This is a genomic window from Providencia manganoxydans, from assembly GCF_016618195.1.
GTDB classification, from domain to species: domain Bacteria; phylum Pseudomonadota; class Gammaproteobacteria; order Enterobacterales; family Enterobacteriaceae; genus Providencia; species Providencia manganoxydans.
The window spans coordinates 1649764-1670429 of sequence record NZ_CP067099.1 but is presented as its reverse complement, the minus strand read 5'-3'; the positions used below and the strand labels follow the sequence as shown (position 1 = coordinate 1670429).

Annotated in this window: 20 protein-coding genes; 2 read left to right on the top strand and 18 right to left on the bottom strand. The window is 41.7% G+C overall.

Annotated elements, in window-relative coordinates; genetic code table 11:
• Positions 1-360 precede the first annotated feature (360 nt).
• The 11 genes from JI723_RS07355 to trmJ form a co-directional block, all read right to left on the bottom strand.
• Complete coding sequence (locus tag JI723_RS07355; RefSeq protein ID WP_337979892.1) at positions 361-819, bottom strand: enhanced serine sensitivity protein SseB C-terminal domain-containing protein; 459 nt, start codon at positions 817-819, stop codon at positions 361-363.
• 101 nt (positions 820-920) lie between these two features.
• Positions 921-2216, bottom strand: coding sequence for an aminopeptidase PepB (gene pepB, locus JI723_RS07350; RefSeq protein ID WP_070930060.1), 1296 nt, complete (start codon positions 2214-2216; stop codon positions 921-923).
• A gap of 158 nt (positions 2217-2374) precedes the next feature.
• Entirely contained in the window at positions 2375-2575 is a 201-nt protein-coding gene (gene iscX, locus JI723_RS07345; RefSeq protein WP_070930059.1) for a Fe-S cluster assembly protein IscX, read from the bottom strand.
• A 23-nt stretch (positions 2576-2598) separates the two neighbouring features.
• Positions 2599-2934 carry an ISC system 2Fe-2S type ferredoxin gene (gene fdx / locus JI723_RS07340; RefSeq protein WP_070930058.1) on the bottom strand — a complete coding sequence of 112 codons (336 nt, stop codon included), beginning with the start codon at positions 2932-2934 and terminating at the stop codon, positions 2599-2601.
• 2 nt (positions 2935-2936) lie between these two features.
• Positions 2937-4787 (bottom strand): Fe-S protein assembly chaperone HscA, encoded by a 1851-nt coding sequence (gene hscA, locus JI723_RS07335; RefSeq protein WP_272581195.1) that lies wholly within the window; start codon positions 4785-4787, stop codon positions 2937-2939.
• A gap of 11 nt (positions 4788-4798) precedes the next feature.
• Entirely contained in the window at positions 4799-5320 is a 522-nt protein-coding gene (gene hscB / locus JI723_RS07330) for a co-chaperone HscB (protein ID WP_272581196.1), read from the bottom strand.
• 138 nt (positions 5321-5458) lie between these two features.
• Positions 5459-5782, bottom strand: coding sequence for an iron-sulfur cluster assembly protein IscA (iscA, locus tag JI723_RS07325; protein ID WP_140180323.1), 324 nt, complete (start codon positions 5780-5782; stop codon positions 5459-5461).
• A gap of 161 nt (positions 5783-5943) precedes the next feature.
• Complete coding sequence (iscU, locus tag JI723_RS07320; protein ID WP_070930054.1) at positions 5944-6330, bottom strand: Fe-S cluster assembly scaffold IscU; 387 nt, start codon at positions 6328-6330, stop codon at positions 5944-5946.
• Positions 6331-6354: 24 nt separating this feature from the next.
• The gene (locus tag JI723_RS07315) at positions 6355-7569 is read right to left on the bottom strand and encodes an IscS subfamily cysteine desulfurase (RefSeq protein ID WP_337979891.1); all 1215 of its coding nucleotides are present in this window, start codon (positions 7567-7569) and stop codon (positions 6355-6357) included.
• 106 nt (positions 7570-7675) lie between these two features.
• A complete protein-coding gene (iscR, locus tag JI723_RS07310) occupies positions 7676-8173 on the bottom strand; it encodes a Fe-S cluster assembly transcriptional regulator IscR (RefSeq protein WP_070930052.1) in 498 nt (165 codons plus the stop codon).
• Between the two features lie 208 nt (positions 8174-8381).
• Entirely contained in the window at positions 8382-9113 is a 732-nt protein-coding gene (gene trmJ, locus JI723_RS07305; protein ID WP_070930051.1) for a tRNA (cytosine(32)/uridine(32)-2'-O)-methyltransferase TrmJ, read from the bottom strand.
• A gap of 125 nt (positions 9114-9238) precedes the next feature.
• On the opposite strand from trmJ, the gene suhB reads away from it, so the two are divergent.
• Entirely contained in the window at positions 9239-10042 is an 804-nt protein-coding gene (gene suhB / locus JI723_RS07300; protein WP_070930050.1) for an inositol-1-monophosphatase, read from the top strand.
• Between the two features lie 92 nt (positions 10043-10134).
• Here the strand turns inward: suhB and JI723_RS07295 are convergent, their stop codons facing one another.
• Together JI723_RS07295 and glyA are read right to left on the bottom strand one after the other, a co-directional pair.
• Positions 10135-11286 (bottom strand): 3-phenylpropionate MFS transporter, encoded by a 1152-nt coding sequence (locus JI723_RS07295; RefSeq protein ID WP_337979890.1) that lies wholly within the window; start codon positions 11284-11286, stop codon positions 10135-10137.
• 71 nt (positions 11287-11357) lie between these two features.
• A complete protein-coding gene (gene glyA, locus JI723_RS07290; protein ID WP_140186428.1) occupies positions 11358-12611 on the bottom strand; it encodes a serine hydroxymethyltransferase in 1254 nt (417 codons plus the stop codon).
• Between the two features lie 351 nt (positions 12612-12962).
• Between glyA and hmpA the strand changes: the two genes are divergently transcribed.
• Positions 12963-14162 (top strand): NO-inducible flavohemoprotein, encoded by a 1200-nt coding sequence (hmpA, locus tag JI723_RS07285; RefSeq protein WP_337979889.1) that lies wholly within the window; start codon positions 12963-12965, stop codon positions 14160-14162.
• Between the two features lie 410 nt (positions 14163-14572).
• Here the strand turns inward: hmpA and glnB are convergent, their stop codons facing one another.
• The 5 genes from glnB to JI723_RS07260 all read right to left on the bottom strand — a co-directional run bounded on the left by glnB (position 14573) and on the right by JI723_RS07260 (position 20258).
• A complete protein-coding gene (glnB, locus tag JI723_RS07280) occupies positions 14573-14911 on the bottom strand; it encodes a nitrogen regulatory protein P-II (protein WP_004921424.1) in 339 nt (112 codons plus the stop codon).
• 12 nt (positions 14912-14923) lie between these two features.
• Positions 14924-16546: an NAD+ synthase gene (locus tag JI723_RS07275; RefSeq protein WP_337979888.1), complete on the bottom strand. Its 1623-nt coding sequence runs from the start codon at positions 16544-16546 to the stop codon at positions 14924-14926.
• Positions 16547-16636: 90 nt separating this feature from the next.
• On the bottom strand, positions 16637-17977 hold the full coding sequence (gene glrR / locus JI723_RS07270; protein WP_140186432.1) for a two-component system response regulator GlrR: 1341 nt from the start codon (positions 17975-17977) through the stop codon (positions 16637-16639).
• Entirely contained in the window at positions 17974-18816 is an 843-nt protein-coding gene (gene qseG, locus JI723_RS07265; protein ID WP_081336057.1) for a two-component system QseEF-associated lipoprotein QseG, read from the bottom strand. The genes glrR and qseG overlap by 4 nt, the downstream gene beginning before the upstream one ends.
• A gap of 2 nt (positions 18817-18818) precedes the next feature.
• Positions 18819-20258: a sensor histidine kinase gene (locus JI723_RS07260; protein ID WP_140186434.1), complete on the bottom strand. Its 1440-nt coding sequence runs from the start codon at positions 20256-20258 to the stop codon at positions 18819-18821.
• Between the last annotated feature and the right edge of the window lie 408 nt (positions 20259-20666).

The window sequence follows — 20666 nt, the reverse complement described above, 5'->3', positions numbered from 1 at the left end:
GCTGCTTTAGGTTATCACTGTAGAAGGGTAATCGTGTTTCAAATGACTGCTAATCTCGTAATACAGCAATATTTATTGCTAACGCTATTTTCCATAGATAAATACCCTAAATAATTCAAGTTGCAGCTAGGCGATAAGTGAACGTAATCGACATCGCTGTAACTTGAAGTATGACGGGTATAGACGATGTGCCCCACTGCTTGTCATTGCCCGAAAAGCGTATCATTAGGAGTATAAAAGAGTCATTAATCGCCTAGTTAACTTAGCGCTAAAGTTTCTCCGAAAAAATTAAATTTGGCGTTTATAGAGGATCACAAATGATGGTGGGACAATGGGTTCTTACCGAACCCATCACTGTATTTATTTGGTATTTTTAACTGGGATGGTATCACGTAACCAACTGCCTAATTTACGTTGGTAAAAAGGCTCAATATGCTCAGTGATAAAATGGCTAATCCCTTTTTCTGCTTCATTGACTAAGCAGAAATCAATAGATTCATTATCTTCTAGATAATCACAAGCTAAGGTGCCAGCCTGATGAATAATTTCATCAATATTTTCAGTCCCCGGAACAAACTCTAACGCGACCATTAAAATAGCTTCACCACTATCATGGTTCTCTTCTTGAGCGGACACAATAAAAGCACGACGTACAACTTTATGTTGTTTAAAACACGCTATTAATGCTTCAGTCAATGCTGCTGGTTCATTTTCTAGCGCACTTAGCTTTAATGATGAGCCTTGGGGAATAGTTAATTCAATAAATTCGATCTCATTGTCAGCGTTCGATAAATGATTATTTTCAGATTGCTGCGACATATCGATGCCCTATAGGAAATATAAAAATGATAACAACTATAATAAAAAAACAGGCACAAAAAGTCGCCTTTTTCATGCCTGTTTATTGATTTTAATACTGCTTAGCCTGCTTTTTTAACTAACAAGTTCGCAATAGTTCTAACACCAATCCCTGTAGCCCCTTCAGCCCACAGGCTCACCGGTGATTTACGATAAGTTGCAGAACAATCGATATGGATCCAGTTTTGGCGATAGTTTTCAACAAAATGAGATAAAAATGCCGCTGCGGTACTCGCACCTGCGGTATGAGATGGCGCAGCAATATTATTTAGATCAGCAAAACCCGATGGCAATTGCTGACGGTGAAACTCAGCTAATGGTAAACGCCAGAATAATTCATGTTCCAATTCTGAGGAATCCATTAATTCCGCAACAAATTTATCATCAAAGCTAAGAACTGAATGGTAATCATTACCTACCGCAGTTTTTGCCGCCCCAGTCAATGTTGCTGCATCAATAATTAAGGATGGCTTTTCTTTACATGCATCAATTAAACCATCAGCAAGAACTAAACGACCTTCTGCATCAGTATTCATCACTTCAACAGATTTACCGTTACGATAACGAATAATATCGCCTAATTTAAACGCATTACTGCTTACCATATTATCTGCTAAGCAAAGGAACAATTTAACGCGTTTTTTCAATCCACGTTTAATCGCTAATGCCAACGAACCCACTAATGTTGCTGCTCCGCCCATATCTGCTTTCATTGAATTCATTGAGGAAGAAGGTTTAATACTGTATCCCCCTGAATCGAAAGTAATCCCTTTTCCTACTAGGCAGGCAAATACAGGCGCATTCGCATTCCCCGTTGGGTTGTAATCTAGTGCTAACAACGCTGGTGGGCGATTTGAACCACGGCCAACTGTGTGGATCCCCGCATAACCTTGTTCAACTAAATCATCACCTTTTATAATGCGATAGCTAATATTTTCTGCACCCACATGACATAACAAATCAATGGCACGTTGTGCTAACTGCTCAGGGCCCAATTCTTCCGCTGGCGCATTGATCACATCACGTACCCAATCAATGGTACGGATACGGTTTTCTAATTCTTTACGCTCCGCATCGGCGAGTACTGGCCATTCAATCGTTCTCGCCCCTTTTGGCGCCCTAAAACCTTGCCAAAATGCCCAACTTTTTTCCAGATCCCAACCGTCACCAATAAGGGATACGTTGCGAATACCTTGGCTATCTAATTTGCGTCCCGCACTTTGCACCGCACATAGCTTACCCGGATGTTTTAAGTGGATAGTGATCCCTTTATCACCAGAGCTGATTAAAGCGCCCTCACCCCAACACGGTGCTGCTGCTTCAAATGAAATCATTACTGGCATAATTTGTTTTGTCATCGTTTCTCTCACTTTAGCTATTGTGGCGAGTAACTTTATCAATTCTTACCCGCTGATATAAGTAACTTAACCGATTCGCGGTCAAACAGATATCAATATAGTGCTGATTAAATGGAAAAACCGGACTAAAAGCCCGGTTTACTCACTTAATGGAATAGTTATTCGAATTCATCCAGCCAAACTAATAAAATCGCTTCCAAGATCTTTTCGTTCGATTTTTGAGGATCATCATCAAAATCGTCTAAATCACATATCCATTGATGCATGTCTGTAAAGCGAACTGTTTTTGGATCCACATCAGGATAGGCATCATACAGTGCTTCGCCAATTTCTCGGCTATTTGACCATTTTAGGCTCATATTCGCTTCTCCGTGCTGTTGAATTAATGCTCACGAGCATGGTTAATCGTGTATTTAGGAATTTCGACCACTAAATCTTCATCTGAAACTCTCGCTTGGCAGCTCAAACGGCTTTCTGGCTCTAATCCCCATGCTTTATCCAACATGTCATCTTCTAATTCACTACTTTCTTCCAGTGAATCAAATCCCTCGCGAACAATACAATGGCAAGTTGTACAAGCACATGATTTTTCACATGCATGTTCAAGTTCAATACCAATACGTAATGCAGCATCTAAAATTGACTCACCGTCTAGTGCATCAACAACCGCACCTTCCGGACATAATTCAGTATGAGGTAAAAAAACTATTTTAGGCATAATTATATCTCATCCACAGAATGGCCTGACAGCGCCTGACGAATAGAAGCATCCATTCGGCGAGCCGCAAACCCCTGTGTTTGCTTATCCAGTTGTTTAATGGCATTTTCAATTGTGGTAGGGTCTGTACCTTCTACCGCTTCAATTAATACATTGACTGCATTATCAATCGCTGACTCTTCGTCGGTAGTCAATAAATTAGCATCTTGCTCTAATGCACTAGTCAGGCTTTCAAGTACTCTGGCAGCTTCAACTTTTTGTTCTGCCAAACGGCGCGCATTAAAATCATCTTGCGCATTAGACATCGAGTCTTTAATCATGTTGGAAATTTCAGTGTCAGTTAAACCGTATGAAGGTTTTACCTGAATAGAGGCGACAACACCTGTTGATTTTTCCATTGCACTCACACTCAGTAGACCATCTGCATCAACTTGAAAGGTAACTCGTATATGTGCACCACCCGCTGGCATAGCAGGAATGTCACGAAGGGCGAAGCGCGCAAGTGAACGGCAATCAGAAACCATTTCACGCTCACCTTGTACCACATGCACCGTCATTGCTGTTTGGCCATCTTTGAATGTGGTGAATTCTTGTGCTCGGGCTACAGGGATCGTGGTATTGCGTGGGATCACTTTTTCCACTAATCCCCCCATAGTTTCAAGACCTAAAGATAGCGGAATAACATCCAGTAGTAGCATGTCACTATCTGGTTTATTACCTACTAAAATATCAGCCTGAATTGCTGCGCCAATCGCAACCACTTTATCAGGATCAATTGAGGTTAAAGGTAACTTACCAAAAAATTCACCCACTTTATCTCTAACTAATGGAACACGAGTCGAACCCCCAACCATCACAACATTGAGTACCTCTTCGGCGTCTACTTGAGCATCTTTCAACGCACGTCTGCATGCCATGAGTGTACGCTTTACATGTTTTTCTATTAGTTGCTCAAACTGTGCACGATGAATTTCGCCCTGCCATTGTGGCAACGATATTTGTACGCTATCTGTATCACTCAGCGCAATTTTCGCTTCAGTTGCCGCATTGAGTAGTTGACGGTTTAAACGGTGATCCCCTTGGCTAACAATGCCCGCTTGTTCAGCGATCCATTCCGCCAATACTTGGTCAAAATCATCACCACCTAATGCAGTATCGCCACCCGTTGCAAGCACTTCAAATACACCACGGCTTAAACGTAAGATAGAGACATCAAAGGTTCCACCACCAAGGTCGTAAACGGCGATCACTCCTTCTTGCCCTGAGTCAAGGCCATAAGCAATAGCTGCCGCAGTTGGTTCGTTTAACAAGCGCAATACATGTAATCCAGCCAAGCGAGCTGCATCTTTGGTACCTTGACGTTGGGCATCATCAAAATAAGCAGGAACAGTGATCACAACACCATCCATTTCACCACCTAACGTCTCTTCAGCTCTTTTAGCAAGCGCTTTTAATATGTCAGAAGAAACTTGAATAGGATCAACTTGCCCGCAGACCGTTTGCATAAATGGTAAACCATTTTCACTCGCAGTGAGCTGATACGGTAAATCAGGATAGCGTTTTTGAATGTCGACCAATGAGCGTCCCAGTAGGCGTTTCACTGAAATAATCGTATTCACAGGATCAAGCTCTGCACGTTGTTTAGCTTCCCAGCCTACCTGTTTGTTATCGGCTTGATAATTCACCACTGATGGCAGTAAATAACGGCCTTCATGATCAGGCAATACCGCAGCTTCGCCACTGCGTACAGTAGCAATTAAAGAATGGGTGGTACCCAGATCTATTCCAGCAGCAAGCTTACGTTGATGCGGAGCAGCAGTCATACCTGGTTCACTGATTTGAAGTAAAGCCATAATTATTTCTCTTAAAAATCGTCCAGTAATCGCTCTTCGAGCTGCTCAGCTTGCTGCTGTAATCGGTCAAGAAAACGTAATTTACGCACAGTGTCTGCGGCCTGCTCCCATTGCTTATCATCAAGCTGTGTCACCATCATAGCCGAACGTGTCTTTTGCATTTGTTGTACATTTTTTATAAAATCCACAAGCAAATCAGCAGCATGAGAGTTATTTTCGATATTATCGAGTTCTTCACGTAGCTCAAGTTGTTCCATCAAAAAAGCGGTGTCATGCATCGTATGCTGTTCATTATTAATATCAATACCTTGTAACAACAACATGTATTCTGCACGTTTCAATGGATGACGAAGAGCTTGATAAGCTGCGTTGATTGTTGCTGCTTGTTGGAGGGCTTGCATTTTTTCCTGTTCGGTACAGGTTGCATAACGATCTGGATGATATTGACGCTGTAACGATTGAAAACGTTGAACTAGTTGCTCGCTGTCTATCGTATAGCTAGGTGTAAATCCAAAAAGAGTAAAATAATCCATAAGTATTTAGTTTCTCGAACTGAAATACCAATGCAAATCCATGAAAACGACTTGTTATAAAGTGTCACGAAGAGTACATTGGTCAAAATGTTGTCTATACTCGTCATGTTATAAATCACTCAGAGCATATAGAAAGTATTATACGTGAAAGCTTTCCCCACAACCGCATTCACTGCTGACATTGGGGTTATTAAATTTAAAACCTTCGTTCAAACCTTCTTTGACAAAATCCAGTTCAGTACCATCTAAATAGACGATGCTTTTACCATCAACGATGACTTTCACGCCTTTATCTTCAAAAACGGTATCTTCTTCATTGATCATATCAGCGAATTCGAGAATATAAGCCATACCTGAGCAGCCAGAAGTTCTAACACCAAGGCGTAAACCTTCGCCTTTACCTCTGCTAGCTAGAAAAGCTTGAATACGTTGCGCAGCGCTTTCTGTAAGAGAAATAGACATTGCAAACCTCACTATAGAAACAAACAAGGCAGATACTATTTTACGCTTAGTACCCACCCTAAAATATCATTATTTAGAGTATATACTGGCCTATAATGTAGCCGCATAGGTTTTATTTATTTATTAGTCCTGATGCGGCTCGTTGACCTGTGTTAAAAGCCTTATTTGCCTTGGCGTTTGCTTTTATAATCCGCGATGGCAGCTTTAATTGCATCTTCAGCCAGAATTGAGCAGTGAATTTTCACTGGTGGCAATTCTAATTCTTCTGCGATAGCTGTGTTTTTAATTGATTCTGCTTCATCTAAGCTTTTGCCTTTCATCCACTCAGTCACCAGTGAACTGGATGCAATCGCAGAACCACAACCATAAGTTTTAAAGCGAGCATCTTCAATAATGCCTTCATCACTCACTTTGATTTGCAATTTCATTACGTCACCACACGCTGGCGCACCAACCATACCGCTGCCAACACTTGGGTCGTTATTATCGAATGAACCCACGTTGCGTGGATTTTCATAATGATCGATGACTTTTTCGCTATATGCCATTTTTAAACTCCTGAAGCTGTCTGATTAATGGTGAGACCATTCGATGCTGTTAAGATCTACGCCGTCTTTGAACATTTCCCACAATGGAGACAGTTCACGTAAGTGACCAATTGCGCCATGAATCTGTTTGATTGCATAGTCAATTTCTTCTTCGGTTGTAAAGCGACCAAAGGAGAAACGAATTGAGCTGTGTGCTAGCTCATCATTCATTCCTAAAGCACGCAGAACATAAGAAGGTTCAAGGCTTGCGGATGTACACGCAGACCCCGAGGATACAGCCAAATCTTTAAGAGACATCATTAATGATTCACCTTCAACATAGTTGAAGCTGACGTTCAGAATGTGTGGCGCACCATTTTCTAAGTCACCATTTAGGTAAACTTCTTCGATATCTTTAATACCATTCCATAAACGCAGGCGCAGTTTACGCAGACGCGCGGATTCATCACTCATCTCTTCTTTGGCGATACGATAAGCTTCACCCATACCAACGATTTGGTGAACAGGTAATGTACCGGAACGCATACCGCGCTCATGACCACCACCATGTTGCTGTGCTTCAATACGAATACGAGGTTTGCGGCGCACATATAATGCACCAATACCCATAGGACCATACAGTTTATGGGCGGAGAATGACATCAAATCAACTTTCAGAGCAGATAAGTCGATAGGCAATTTACCGACGCTTTGTGTCGCATCAACATGAAAAATAATGTTACGGCTGCGGCACATTTCACCAATAGCGGCGATATCTTGTACGACACCAATTTCATTATTCACATGCATGATAGAGACAAGGATAGTATCATCACGTAAAGCCGCTTCGAGTTCTTTCAGATCAATCAAACCATTACGTTGCGGGGAGAGATAAGTAACCTCAAAACCTTCACGTTCTAATTGGCGACAAGTATCTAAAACTGCTTTATGCTCAGTTTTACACGTGACAACATGCTTACCCTTCTTCTGATAGAAGTTCGCTGCACCTTTAATAGCTAAGTTATCTGACTCGGTCGCACCTGAAGTAAATACAATTTCACGTGGATCAGCATTCACTAGCTCAGCGATTTGATTACGTGCAATATCAACGGCTTCTTCTGCTTGCCAACCAAAACGGTGGGAACGCGAAGCGGGGTTACCAAAATTGCCGTCCATAGTTAGACATTGCATCATTTTTTCAGCAACACGAGGATCAACCGGTGTCGTTGCTGAATAATCAAGATAAATCGGTAATTTCATTGCTCACTTACTCCAAAAGACAAAATTGTCTTCATTTTCCAATGACGCATGTAACCCTCATTTGATGGCCTACTGCATCCACTGCTATTTATAGAATTATTTTATATTAAGCACGAACATTGATAATAGTTTCAGGTGATAAACCACCTAATGTAGCTCGACGTTTTTCGTTATCTTGTCGATCAGCAACATCCATAACTTCCTGATTTTTAACCAGTTCATCAAGGCTAATACTGCTTAGGAAGCTAGTGATCCTGTCACTTAAGTCACGCCACAGAGCATGTGTTAGGCAACGATCACCATTTTGGCAACCTTCTTTATTACCTTGACAACGCGTTGCATCAACAGATTCATCAACCGCCGCAATCACTTGAGCAACGAAAATCTGGTCAGCATCACGCCCTAATAGGTAACCACCACCTGGACCGCGAACACTCGCCACAAGATCGTTTTTACGTAAACGCGAGAAAAGCTGCTCAAGATAAGAGAGGGAAATTCCCTGACGCTCAGAAATATCAGCAAGAGGTACTGGACCTGACTGAGAGTGTAACGCGACATCAAGCATCGCGGTTACTGCGTAACGCCCTTTGGAAGTGAGTCTCATAACATATACTCCATGGTAAAATATAGCCTAATTGTGACATTCCTGACTAATTTAGTCAACTATTTACCTGACTAAAACACTCAGGTATTATCCACGGAGTTTTACACGTTATACTTCAAGGTGAAGCGCTGTTGAATACCCTGACTTCCACTAGTTACATAATATTCTATGCCCCTAGTTGCACCTCGGATCATTTAGAGTGTAGCACTCACTTTTTTGCCCATTTTTCCATCGACGTTAAAATGCCACGTAATATATGTAGCTCTTGAGTTTCAATATGTGCACGTGTAAATAAGCGCCTTAACTTATTCATAATCATGCCTGGATGAGCTTTACGGATAAAGCCAGATTCATTCAATACACTTTCAAGATGCACATAGAAACGTTCAACATCTTCTGAAGGCGGGTATTCTACCTCATCCACTGACGAATTAAGCGTATTTTTTTCATCCATCGCTAGGTACGCCATACGAATTTCATAGCTCACCAGCTGTACAGCCATCGCTAAATTGAGCGAGCCATATTCAGGATTCGTTGGGATATATAAATGATACTGACACTTTTGTAGTTCTTCGTTGGTTAGCCCTATTCTTTCGCGGCCAAAAATGATAGCAACCGGTGCGGTTTGTGCTTGCGCGATCGATTTTTCACCACATTCACGTGGGGCAACCATCGGCCAAGAAAGCGTACGAGAACGAGCACTGGTACCAATCACCAACTTACAACCTTCTAATGCCTCATCGAGTGTCTCAACAATTGTTGCATTACCGATGACATCACTTGCTCCAGCAGAAAGTGCGATTGCGTGTGAGTCAGGTTGTACTTGTGGTTTGACCAAGTAAAGATTGGAAAGTCCCATGGTTTTCATGGCACGAGCAGTAGAGCCCATATTCCCTGTGTGTGAGGTTTCAACAAGGATGATGCGGATGTTATCTAGCATGATTTAGTCGTTTTGATAAAAAATAATCGCAAGAGTCTAACACAAAATTGCTTATTGTGATGAACATCTATATAATCCGCCCACTCAAAGTTTTTCGTTCTTTAACATTCCAGTGGAAAAAGCCCATGCATCCGATGCTTAACATCGCCATACGTGCTGCACGTAAGGCCGGTAATCATATAGCTAAAAGCTATGAAACGCCTGATAATGTTCAAATCACTCAAAAAGGCACTAACGACTTTGTGACTAACGTTGACCGTGAATCAGAGCATTTGATTATCGAAGTCATCCGTAAGTCTTACCCAGATCACACTATCATCACAGAAGAAAGTGGTGAATTATTAGGTAAAGAAGATGAAATTCAATGGGTAATCGATCCACTGGATGGCACTACCAACTTCACAAAACGTTTCCCTCACTTTGCTGTATCTATTGCTGTCCGCATTAAGGGACGCACAGAAGTTGCTGTCGTTTACGACCCAATGCGCAATGAGCTATTCAGCGCAGTTCGCGGTCAAGGTTCACAATTAAATGGTTACCGTCTACGTGGCGCCGACGCTCGTGAACTAGATGGCGCGATCGTTGCAACAGGCTTCCCATTCAAACAAAAACAACATTCAGTTGTCTTTATGAATATCATGAGCAAAATGTTTGAAAGTTGTGCAGATTTCCGCCGCACAGGCTCTGCTGCTCTGGATTTATGTTATGTCGCTGCTGGCCGTGTTGACGCTTACTATGAAATTGGCTTAAAGCCATGGGATTTCTTAGGTGGTGAGCTGATCATGCGCGAAGCTGGCGGTATTATGACTGACTTTGTTGGTAACCATAACTATCTGGCTTCAGGTAATATCGTTGCGGGTAGCCCACGAATTGTTAAAGATATTCTATCCGTGATGCGCGAAGAGCTATCTGAAGCGCTAAAACGCTAAACTAACAATACATCTTGAAAGGCGCTGGAAATCCTTCAGCGCCTTTTTTATTGATAGAGCCATAAATGCACTGGTAATCGCAAAACACCAGCTTATGACTGTGCAGTAACTTTTGGTCGAATAAATAATGCAGGTATTGCCAACAATGCCATTAAATAAAAAACAACACCATGTTGATCAGGGACACGTTTATAAATTGCGCCCGCCACAATCGTCATTATTGCTAGACCGCCTCCCATTGCTAATGCGGAATAGACAGCTTGTAACGGAATAATTTCGTTTTCTTTACGTGAACTAATAAACCGCATCGCAGCGAGATGACAAACTGTAAACGTACCACTATGCAATATTTGCACCACGATCAGCACAGGAAGTGAAGTAAAAGCCCCCATTAAGCTCCACCGAATAATGCCACATACAGCGGACAACAATAGCAAGTTGCGAGCACTCCAACGACGGAATAGCTTATGACTTAACATAAAGACCACCACTTCAGCCACCACCCCAAGTGACCACAAATTACCAATGACTGAATCTGAATACCCCGCTTCTTTCCAAAATAATGAAGCAAAGCCATAGTACGCAGCATGTGCGCCCTGCAATAAGGTGACACAAACGAGAAATCGAATAATATTTTTATCTGCAATAAGCTGTTTGAAGGTAATTTTAGACTCACCTACCGTTTTAAATACCCCCGCAGGCATAACCATTGGTTTAAGCATCGCGCCTAGTAACAACGCCAAACAGCTAATAATTAATCCAATCATGATGGACTGATGGCCATAAACGCTTGCATAATGGCCCATTAATGAAGAGCCGATAATAAATGCGATTGAACCCCAAACTCGAATTTTGCCATAATCAAATGGAAATTGTTTTTGCCACGTCCCTGCTAATGAATCACCAAGGGGAACCATCGGTGAAAAAAACAAATTAAACCCAATCATGACAAAAAATAACCATGCCCAATGCGATCCAAAAGCAAACCCAATCGCAAATATCAGAGAAAGTGCAGCCAGTATTCGCAACGCAGTAATGAGTTTTGAGGGATCTTTTACCATCGGTGTGATAAACATTGAACCAAGAAAACGTGCAGCTAGCCCTATTCCCAATAGCAATCCGATCATTTCAGCATCAATACCTTCCCCTTGTAGCCAAATTGACCAAAACGGCAAGAAAATACTGTAAGCTAAAAAATAGGTAAAATAGTCAATCGCAAGCCAATGCGTTGATGGGATTACCATTATTCCTCCTTGTTTTTCAATACAAAAAACCCGCCAGAAGCGGGTTTAAGTAAATTTAACACTAGCTTAAATTATGCGTAAACTGGGTACTTAGCGCAGATGTTTAATACTTTTTGCTTGATACGCTCAATGGTCGCTTCATCATTAAGATTATCTAACACATCACACATCCAGCCCGCTAATTCACGTGCGTCTGCTTCAGTGAAGCCACGACGAGTGATGGCGGGTGTCCCAACGCGAATACCAGAGGTAACAAATGGGCTTTTAGGATCGTTAGGAACGCTGTTTTTGTTAACAGTGATATTAGCACGGCCTAACGCAGCATCTGCATCTTTACCTGTGATATTTTTATCAACCAAATCAACTAGGAACAAGTGGTTCTCTGTACCACCAGATACCACTTTATAACCGCGTTGCTGGAAAATTTCTACCATTGCTTTCGCATTTTTAGCAACTTGCTGTTGATAAACTTTAAACTCAGGCTCCATTGCTTCTTTCAGTGCAACCGCTTTACCTGCAATAACATGCATTAGCGGACCACCTTGAGAACCTGGAAATACTGCTGAGTTTAGTTTTTTATACAGTTCTTCATCGCCACCTTTTGCAAGGATCAAACCACCACGCGGACCCGCTAATGTTTTGTGTGTAGTCGTTGTTACGATATGTGCATGTGGAACTGGGTTCGGATAAACACCCGCAGCAATGAGCCCTGCAACGTGAGCCATATCAACGAACAAGTAAGCATTGATGCTATCTGCGATTTCACGCATTTTTGCCCAATCAACCACACCTGAGTAAGCAGAAAAACCACCGATAATCATTTTAGGTTTGTGTTTTAACGCTTGTTCTTTGATATCGTCGTAGTCGATTTTGCCACTTTCATCAATACCGTAAGGTACGATGTTATACAGTTTACCTGAGAAGTTAACCGGAGAGCCGTGAGTTAAGTGACCACCATGGGCAAGGTTCATACCTAAAACCGTGTCACCTGGTTGTAATAATGCCATATAAACGGCAGCGTTAGCTTGTGAACCTGAATGTGGCTGCACGTTAGCATAATCCGCACCAAACAGCTCTTTTGCACGGTCAATCGCTAATTGCTCAACAACATCCACATATTCACAGCCGCCGTAATAACGTTTCCCCGGATAGCCTTCTGCATATTTATTTGTTAGCTGAGATCCTTGAGCTTGCATCACTCGTGGACTGGTGTAGTTTTCTGAAGCTATTAATTCAATATGTTCTTCTTGACGTACAACTTCCTGCTCCATTGCTTCCCAAAGTTGTGGGTCATAATCTGCAATATTCATTTCACGCTTTAACATCCGCTTCTCCTGCCTCAGCTATTCAATAAGTTGGTAATAAAACTAACGCAATAGCACACAGTGTAAACTCTTTTTGTTCGAGGTGATAGCCCTAAACAAAAAATATACGCAAACGTTTGCATATATTTTATTGACACTAAATCAACATAAGTTGCATCAAAATAAAATCATACAAATTCATATTGTAAAGATATTAAACGCTATTTTTTTATCGTCACATCAATAAACACTCTATTTTTAGGCCTTTTTTTAATAGACCTATTTACATTGTGAGTTAAAAGTTATAAGTTGCATTTAAAATACATGTTATAAATTTCATCTGCTAGTGAAGAATTTTCAAGGGAGTCTGCCATGCTAGACCAACAAACTATCGCTATCGTCAAATCTACTATTCCTGCCATTGCGGCAACAGGCCCTAAGCTGACCGCACACTTCTACGACAGAATGTTTAAACAGCATCCTGAACTCAAAGATATTTTTAACATGACTCATCAAAACAATGGTTCACAACGTGAAGCGTTGTTTAATGCGGTTTGTGCATACGCAACCTATATTGAAACCCCTGAAGCACTAATTTCAGCGGTTGAAAAAATTGCTCAAAAACATGCAAGTTTAAATATCAAACCTGAACACTACCCAATTGTCGGTGAAAACTTGCTGGCTGCAATTGATGAGTTACTGGATCTGGGTCAGGAAGTCTTGGATGCTTGGGGCAAAGCGTATGGCGTGCTAGCTGATATTTTTATTCATCGCGAAGCAGATATTTATCGCCAAAATGCGGAGAAAAAAGGTGGATGGGAAGGACTGCGTGAATTTCGTATTGCAGTAAAACAAACACAGAGCGATGTGATCACCAGTTTTGAGTTTGTTCCTGTCGATGGACAACCTGTTGCAGACTATCGTCCAGGCCAATATATTACCATTTACATCAATGATGATAGCTTAGCTAACCAAGAGATCCGTCAATACTCACTCACCACCGCTCCTAATGGTCAAAGTTATCGTATCGCGGTTAAACGCGAACAAAATGGAGTTGTCTCTAATTATATTCACCATGAACTCAATGAAGGAGATATTGTTCATCTAGCCCCACCTTGTGGTGATTTTTTCATTGATGTTGATAATCAAACTCCTGTTACCCTGATTTCAGCAGGTGTTGGCTTAACGCCGATGTTAAGCATGCTTAATCAATTAACTCACGAAGGCCATGACGCACAAATTAATTGGCTACATGCAGCAGAAAATGGTGCGGTACACGCATTCCATCAGGAAGTGAATAAGCATTTATCCCATCATAAAAATAGCCAGTCTGCGATATGGTTTAACCATCCTCGCCCTGAAGATAAGCAAGGCTTTGATTATCAATTCAGTGGATTGATGGATTTATCAGCAGTAAAAGAATGGTTAATGATCCCAAATATGCAATTCTATTTCTGTGGGCCAGTGGGTTTTATGCAATATATTGGTAAGCAATTGATTGATATGGGTGTTTCAGCAGATAACATTCATTATGAATGCTTTGGCCCTCATAAAGCCCTGCCATTGAATTAATAGGCAATTTTGCGGTAATGGTTTTGCATGTAAACATAGTTTTAATCAATCCCATTCTTGTGTTTACACCATTACCGCTTTTTCCCTTCTGAGAAATAGTAAATAGCTTGTTTTAAATAAAGAATTGGCTAACGCTACTCCGTCAAATTTGACGAAAAAGATCCTCTAAATAATTCGTGCTACAGCTAGGCGGCAAGTGAAAGAGACCCTAGGAGCATACATCAGTATGTGACTAGGGCGAATGAGCGTAGCCAACAACGCTATATCGCGATGTATAACGCGGTAAATCCTCTAAATAATTCGTGCTACAGCTAGGCGGCATGTGAAAGAGACCCTAGGAGCATACATTAGTATGTGACTAGGGCGAGTGAGCGTAGCCAACAACGCTGTAGTGCGAAGTATGACGAGGATTAGATGGCTTCCTCGTCCTGCTCACCTGTCCTAATTCTAATCACACGGGCGACATCATACACAAAGATCTTCCCATCGCCGATTTTGCCGGTTTGTGCTGTTTGCATAATAGTTTCAACACAGCTTTCAACGATATCATCAGGCACGACAATTTCAATTTTGACTTTTGGTAGGAAGTCGACCATATACTCTGCACCACGATAGAGTTCTGTGTGACCTTTTTGGCGACCAAAACCTTTGACTTCGGTTACGGTCATACCCGTAATCCCGACTTCCGCCAGCGCTTCTCGAACGTCATCAAGTTTGAATGGTTTGATAATTGCATCAATTTTTTTCATAAATAATTCCTGCTATGACCAGTTTTTACGGCCAAAACCCGATGTGATCGGATAACGACGATCTTTTCCGAAATTACGCACCGTAATACGTGGTCCAACTGGCGCTTGACGGCGTTTATATTCGTTAATATCGACAAGACGCACAACGCGATGAACGATTGCTTCATCGAAGCCTTGTTCAATGAGTTGAGCAACTGAGTAATCTTTTTCTACGTATGCTTCTAACAGTGCGTCCAAAATATCATAGGGTGGTAAGCTGTCTTGATCGAGCTGCCCTGGTGCTAATTCTGCTGAAGGCGGCCTATCAATCACACGCTGCGGGATAGCGGGCGAGACAGTATTACGATATTTGGCTAATTCAAACACCAATGTTTTTGGCACATCTTTTAAAACATCAAAACCACCGGCCATATCGCCATATAAAGTGGAATAGCCAACGGCAGATTCACTCTTATTACTGGTGGTTAATACTAAACGGCGGCGTTTATTTGACATCGCCATTAGGATAACAGCACGGCAACGCGCCTGTAAATTCTCTTCTGTGGTATCGACTTGTGTACCTTCAAACATCGGTTGTAACTGTGCCATAAAGGCATCAAACATTGGTTCAATCGAAACAATATCAAATTCAACACCAAGTAACTCAGCCTGCTCTTTGGCATCATGAATACTCATTTCTGAGGTATAGCGGAATGGCATCATAACAGCTTGTACGCGCTCTTTACCTATCGCATCAACGGCTATCGCAACGGTTAGACCTGAGTCTATCCCTCCCGATAGGCCTAAAATTGCGCCATTAAAGCCATTTTTATTGATATAATCACGAGTTGCCATCACCAAACCTTGATAAACCTGTGCAACTAGTGAAAGTGCTGGAGCGGGGTTATCCATTGGTATAATGTCTAAATCATTAAACTGGCAATTCACCACCTGTTCATTGAAATCTAATAACTGATGGGTCATTTCACCATTACTGGCGAATACTTTAGAACCCCCATCAAAAATCAGTTCATCTTGCCCACCAACTTGGTTCAAATAGATAATTGGCAATTGTGTGCGCTGACAGTGAGCCACTAACAATTCACTACGAATATGCTCTTTATTTCGATCATAAGGTGAGGCATTGATGGTGAGTAAAATTTCAGCACCAGCCTGTTTCACCGCATCAACAGGCGCATCAAACCAGATATCTTCACAAATCAATAAACCAATACGATAACCTTTAAAATCAACAACACAGGTTTTATCGCCAGCACTAAAATAGCGTAATTCATCAAAAACACCGTAATTTGGCAGTTCTTGTTTGAAGTAACGCGTGAGTAATTCACCTTGGTAGAAAAAAGACAACGTATTGTACATTTTGCCACCTTCAGACCATGGGTGACCAACAACAATGGCGGTTTCACTGCTTGCCTTCTGTAAGCGCTCTAATTGCACTAAACAACGCTGCGTTAAGTCAGGGCGAAACAATAGATCCTCTGGCGGATACCCTGTCAGTGATAGCTCTGAGAACATCACAATGTCAGCAATATTTTTTTGTTGTTCAACAACTTGCAACATACGTTCGCAGTTGCCTTCAATATCACCAACTAACCAATTTAATTGAGCTAGTGAAATATTAAGCTTACGGCTCATAAGGTCTTTCTTCTCCCGAGCAGGTGTATTAATACTTTAATTTATTTATAACCAGAACATTAACGACTGAGCGACTTAATACAATAGTTATTATTCTTTAAAATCATTAGCTTCTAAATCATGGCGTGCTAATAATTTATAAAATTCGGTTCTATTTCGCCCCGCCATACGTGCCGCTTGCGTCACGTTACCTTTGGTCATTTGCAGCAACTTACGTAGATAATTGAGCTCAAACTGGCTACGTGCCTCAACAAATGTTGGTAATGCGGTATTTTCACCCTGCAAAGCTTGGCTAACGAGAGTTTCACTGATCACAGGCGTAGTCGTCAATGCAACACATTGTTCAATCACGTTAACTAATTGGCGTACGTTACCCGGCCAACTTGCTGACATCAGGCATTTCATTGCCTCTGTTGAAAAACTGCGTACAAATGGTTTATGTCGTGATGCAGATTCACGCAGTAAATGATTAGCTAATATCGGAATATCTTCAGCTCTCTCATTCAGTGCAGGAATGCGTAAATTGACTACATTAAGACGGTAATAGAGGTCTTCACGGAATTCGTTTTTCTCCATCGCCTTCGGTAAGTTACGGTGTGTCGCTGAAATAATACGTACATCGATATCGAGGTCACGGTTACTACCGAGAGGTCGAACCTTACGCTCTTGTAGTACTCGCAACAGCTTAACCTGTAGAGGCATTGGCATATCACCGATTTCATCAAGAAATAGTGTGCCACCATTCGCCGCAAAGAATAAACCTTCTCGGCTACTCACTGCGCCTGTAAATGCACCTTTAGCGTGACCAAATAGTTCTGATTCCAAGAGTTGCTCAGGTAATGCACCACAGTTGATCGCGATAAAAGGTTTACGTGCTCGTGGGCTGGCCTTATGGATAGCCTGCGCTAACACCTCTTTACCCGTACCACTTTGCCCATTAATCAGTACGCTAACATCAGACTGTGCCACCATATGTGCTTGTTCTAGCAGCCTAATCATCAATGGACTACGTGTGACAATACCTTCGCTCCACTCCTCATCACTAATCGGCGTGGAAGAGAGAGCAAGAGCCTCATCAATAGCCTTATATAGCGCATCTTTATCAACAGGTTTAGTTAAAAAGCTAAAAACCCCCCGCTGAGTGGCGGCAACAGCATCAGGGATGGAGCCATGGGCGGTTAAAATAATAACAGGCAAATTAGGATGCTGTTTCTGAACTTCATCAAACAGCGCCATACCGTCCATTTCGTCCATTCTGAGATCACTAATCACCAAATCGGTTTTTTCTTTTTGCAGTATTTTTAAGGCTTCAGGCCCACTTTCAGCCGTTGTCACTTTAAAACCTTCGCTGCTTAAACGCATTCCAAGTAACTTCAGTAGACTCGGGTCATCATCCACTAATAATAGATTTGCTGATTTACGGCTGGTCATGGATGCGCACCCTCCGTTTGATTATTAGTTGCTGGTTCACGACTTTCAGCGACTGGCTTTTCATCTTTAGGCACTGCTTTTTCTTGCGTCTTCTCAACAGCTTCAACTTCTTTTTCAGTTTCATTGCTGCTTTGCTTACGAGATGAAAGCTGTCTTTCAATATCCGTCAGGTTTTCTAATTTGCGTGATGTCGTATTCAATTCAAAAACCAACTTAGCATTCTCTTCTTTCATGCGGTCAAGCTTATTATCAGTATCTTGCTGTAACCGTTTAAAACGTGAGTTTGCTTCTGCAAGGTTAATTATCTGAACTTGTTGTTCACGCCATAGCTGTAGCAATGGACGAATTGCTGTTGGAAAATTAAGGCTGAAAGTATTCATACTATCAACCATTTTACGGCGCTCAGCGATCGTAGGCTCTGCCGCGCCCATTAGAATGCTTTGTTGGAAGGCTTGTGACCAATTATCAACTGAGACTTGTGATGCCTCTTTTCGTGCGATAGCGGGATCAAGGCGATCCGCACAATCCATCATACGCAGCCAAAATAGCGCATTCTCACGTGCATTGGGTTGATTGTTATCCCAAATGCCATCACAAGCCGCGTAACGATAATCTGTTACTTTCACTTCAGGCACAACAACTTGAGCCAATGTTTCTAAAGGCGATTGGCCACTTTTTGCCGCACATCCCGTTAAAATGAGGGACAACAATAATGTACCAATATGTACCGCTTTTTGTTTTCGGATCAATGCTGTCGTTCTTTTGGTTAACCCTATATATTGCTTCGCTCGCATCGCCAAACTAGATGCGAATAAAACCTCTGTAGACCGATTTGCCATTATTATTCATTCTCTGCAGTTAAAGGCAGTTCAATTCTAAAGCAGACATCTGCTAACTTACTGGAAACGAGTGAAAGCTCCCCACCCATTTGTTTAATACAATCTTGTGCAATACTGAGCCCTAATCCGCTGCCTTTGACAGCCCCTTTTCTCACGAGTGATCCTTGGTAGAAAGGTTCAAAGATCATACTCTGTTCTGATTCAGGGATCGGCGTACCTGTATTAGCAACTTCAATAACAAGCTTATTATCTATTCTACGGCTTGTGATCCAAATATTACCTGATTCACTGCCATAGTGCACCGCATTGGAGTAGATATTATCAATAACCCGCCCAAGAAGTGTGGGTTCGGCAAGGCAGTGGTCAATACGTAAACGAATCTCTGTTTGAATATTCTTTGCTCTTGCGGGAAGGTTGTGCGCTAACACAATATCTTCAATCAATTTTTGCAAATCAACATGCTGTGCTTCTGGCGGGCTATCTGCCAGTTTACGATTATAATCGAGAAGCTGTTCAATAAGTTGCTGAAGATGCTTACTGCTATGATCTAAAATTTCTACCACTTCTTTTTGTGATTCAGTTAATGGCCCAGCGACTTCATCCGCAAGCAGTTCTGTGCCTTCACGCATACTTGCAAGTGGTGTTTTTAATTCATGGGAAATATGACGTAAAAATTCATGTCGTTGAGATTCTAGCCAAGCTAGCCTCTCACTTAGCCAAATAATACGTTGAGCAAGAGAACGAAGCTCACGAGGTCCTTTGAAACGCTCTAAGTTACTGGCTAATGTCCTGCCAGTCCCTAAGCGGTTAATCATGCGCTCAATACCTTTTACAGGGCCAATGATCATACGGGTAAATAACGCAACTAAGAATACGCTAAGCAAAAACAGAATTAAGCTCTGCCAACCAAATAGTTGACCTTTATTCGCAATCGCTTTTTGTAGCTGATCACCTCGGCTAAAAATGACATTGCGCGTTTCTTGGATCAAGAAATTATTTTGCTCTGAAAATTGGCTAAATGCATTTGTAACCTCTTTTGGCAACTCGTTATTATCACAGTTTACCGTTTTTAATTCATTGAGTGCCTTGGCAAGTGAGGATGAATCTGTTTCTTTTGGCAAAATGGTTTTTTGCCGTTCGAACATTTGCTGATAATCAGAAAATTGTTTTAAGTAAAGTGTATGCAATGATTCATCTTTTAAAACACAATACTGACGATAGCTTCTTTCCATTTCTAAAGCCAGCCCCCCCATCGCCTCACTACGTCGTGTATCTAAAAGGGTTGTTTTATTAATTTGAGCCGCTTGGTTGCTCAATTGCTCCAGACTTTGATAAGCCTGATAGGCCAAAACCAATAGTGGTAATAGCACTAACCAAAATGCCATAACAACTAATTGGCGCAAGGAGCGCGGAAAAAGACGCCATTTACTCAATGCATTCATCTCACACCTGTTAACGTTACACCAATGGTAGCAGAACTCGACGTATTACGTGAGCACGATTACGACGCTTATTTCTTATCTGTACTTCTAAATAATTCAGGCTCTCTGTCATCACCATACTTCAACACAAAGCGCTGTCGCCTATGTATGAAAAGTGTATTCGAAAAATGAAGATCAATAGGTTACAGCAAGCCACATGCCAACTTACTAAAAATGATTAAGATAATCAGAGGAATAGAAAGGAGTAAAAATAGGAAGGCGGAATAAAGTGTTGAACTCTATTCCGCCAGCGATGGTATTGATACTTCATTATACTCTAAATAATTCGAGATGCAGGTAGGCGACAAACGAAGATAGACGGGGAGCATAGATAAACTATGTAACTCGGCTAGCTGAGCGCAGTCAACA

Excerpts from the sequence above, each read along its gene's own strand:
- glnB (WP_004921424.1), bottom strand. The coding sequence starts at position 14,911 with ATGAAAAAAATTGATGCAATTATCAAACCATTCAAACTTGATGACGTT.
- trmJ (WP_070930051.1), bottom strand. The coding sequence starts at position 9,113 with ATGCTAGATAACATCCGCATCATCCTTGTTGAAACCTCACACACAGGG.
- pepB (WP_070930060.1), bottom strand. The coding sequence starts at position 2,216 with ATGACAAAACAAATTATGCCAGTAATGATTTCATTTGAAGCAGCAGCA.
- JI723_RS07315 (WP_337979891.1), bottom strand. The coding sequence starts at position 7,569 with ATGAAATTACCGATTTATCTTGATTATTCAGCAACGACACCGGTTGAT.
- hmpA (WP_337979889.1), top strand. The coding sequence starts at position 12,963 with ATGCTAGACCAACAAACTATCGCTATCGTCAAATCTACTATTCCTGCC.
- JI723_RS07355 (WP_337979892.1), bottom strand. The coding sequence starts at position 819 with ATGTCGCAGCAATCTGAAAATAATCATTTATCGAACGCTGACAATGAG.
- JI723_RS07295 (WP_337979890.1), bottom strand. The coding sequence starts at position 11,286 with ATGGTAATCCCATCAACGCATTGGCTTGCGATTGACTATTTTACCTAT.
- iscR (WP_070930052.1), bottom strand. The coding sequence starts at position 8,173 with ATGAGACTCACTTCCAAAGGGCGTTACGCAGTAACCGCGATGCTTGAT.
- JI723_RS07260 (WP_140186434.1), bottom strand. The coding sequence starts at position 20,258 with ATGAATGCATTGAGTAAATGGCGTCTTTTTCCGCGCTCCTTGCGCCAA.
- hscB (WP_272581196.1), bottom strand. The coding sequence starts at position 5,320 with ATGGATTATTTTACTCTTTTTGGATTTACACCTAGCTATACGATAGAC.
- glyA (WP_140186428.1), bottom strand. The coding sequence starts at position 12,611 with ATGTTAAAGCGTGAAATGAATATTGCAGATTATGACCCACAACTTTGG.
- iscX (WP_070930059.1), bottom strand. The coding sequence starts at position 2,575 with ATGAGCCTAAAATGGTCAAATAGCCGAGAAATTGGCGAAGCACTGTAT.
- glrR (WP_140186432.1), bottom strand. The coding sequence starts at position 17,977 with ATGACCAGCCGTAAATCAGCAAATCTATTATTAGTGGATGATGACCCG.
- hscA (WP_272581195.1), bottom strand. The coding sequence starts at position 4,787 with ATGGCTTTACTTCAAATCAGTGAACCAGGTATGACTGCTGCTCCGCAT.
- qseG (WP_081336057.1), bottom strand. The coding sequence starts at position 18,816 with ATGGCAAATCGGTCTACAGAGGTTTTATTCGCATCTAGTTTGGCGATG.
- iscA (WP_140180323.1), bottom strand. The coding sequence starts at position 5,782 with ATGTCTATTTCTCTTACAGAAAGCGCTGCGCAACGTATTCAAGCTTTT.
- iscU (WP_070930054.1), bottom strand. The coding sequence starts at position 6,330 with ATGGCATATAGCGAAAAAGTCATCGATCATTATGAAAATCCACGCAAC.
- fdx (WP_070930058.1), bottom strand. The coding sequence starts at position 2,934 with ATGCCTAAAATAGTTTTTTTACCTCATACTGAATTATGTCCGGAAGGT.
- suhB (WP_070930050.1), top strand. The coding sequence starts at position 9,239 with ATGCATCCGATGCTTAACATCGCCATACGTGCTGCACGTAAGGCCGGT.
- JI723_RS07275 (WP_337979888.1), bottom strand. The coding sequence starts at position 16,546 with ATGAGCCGTAAGCTTAATATTTCACTAGCTCAATTAAATTGGTTAGTT.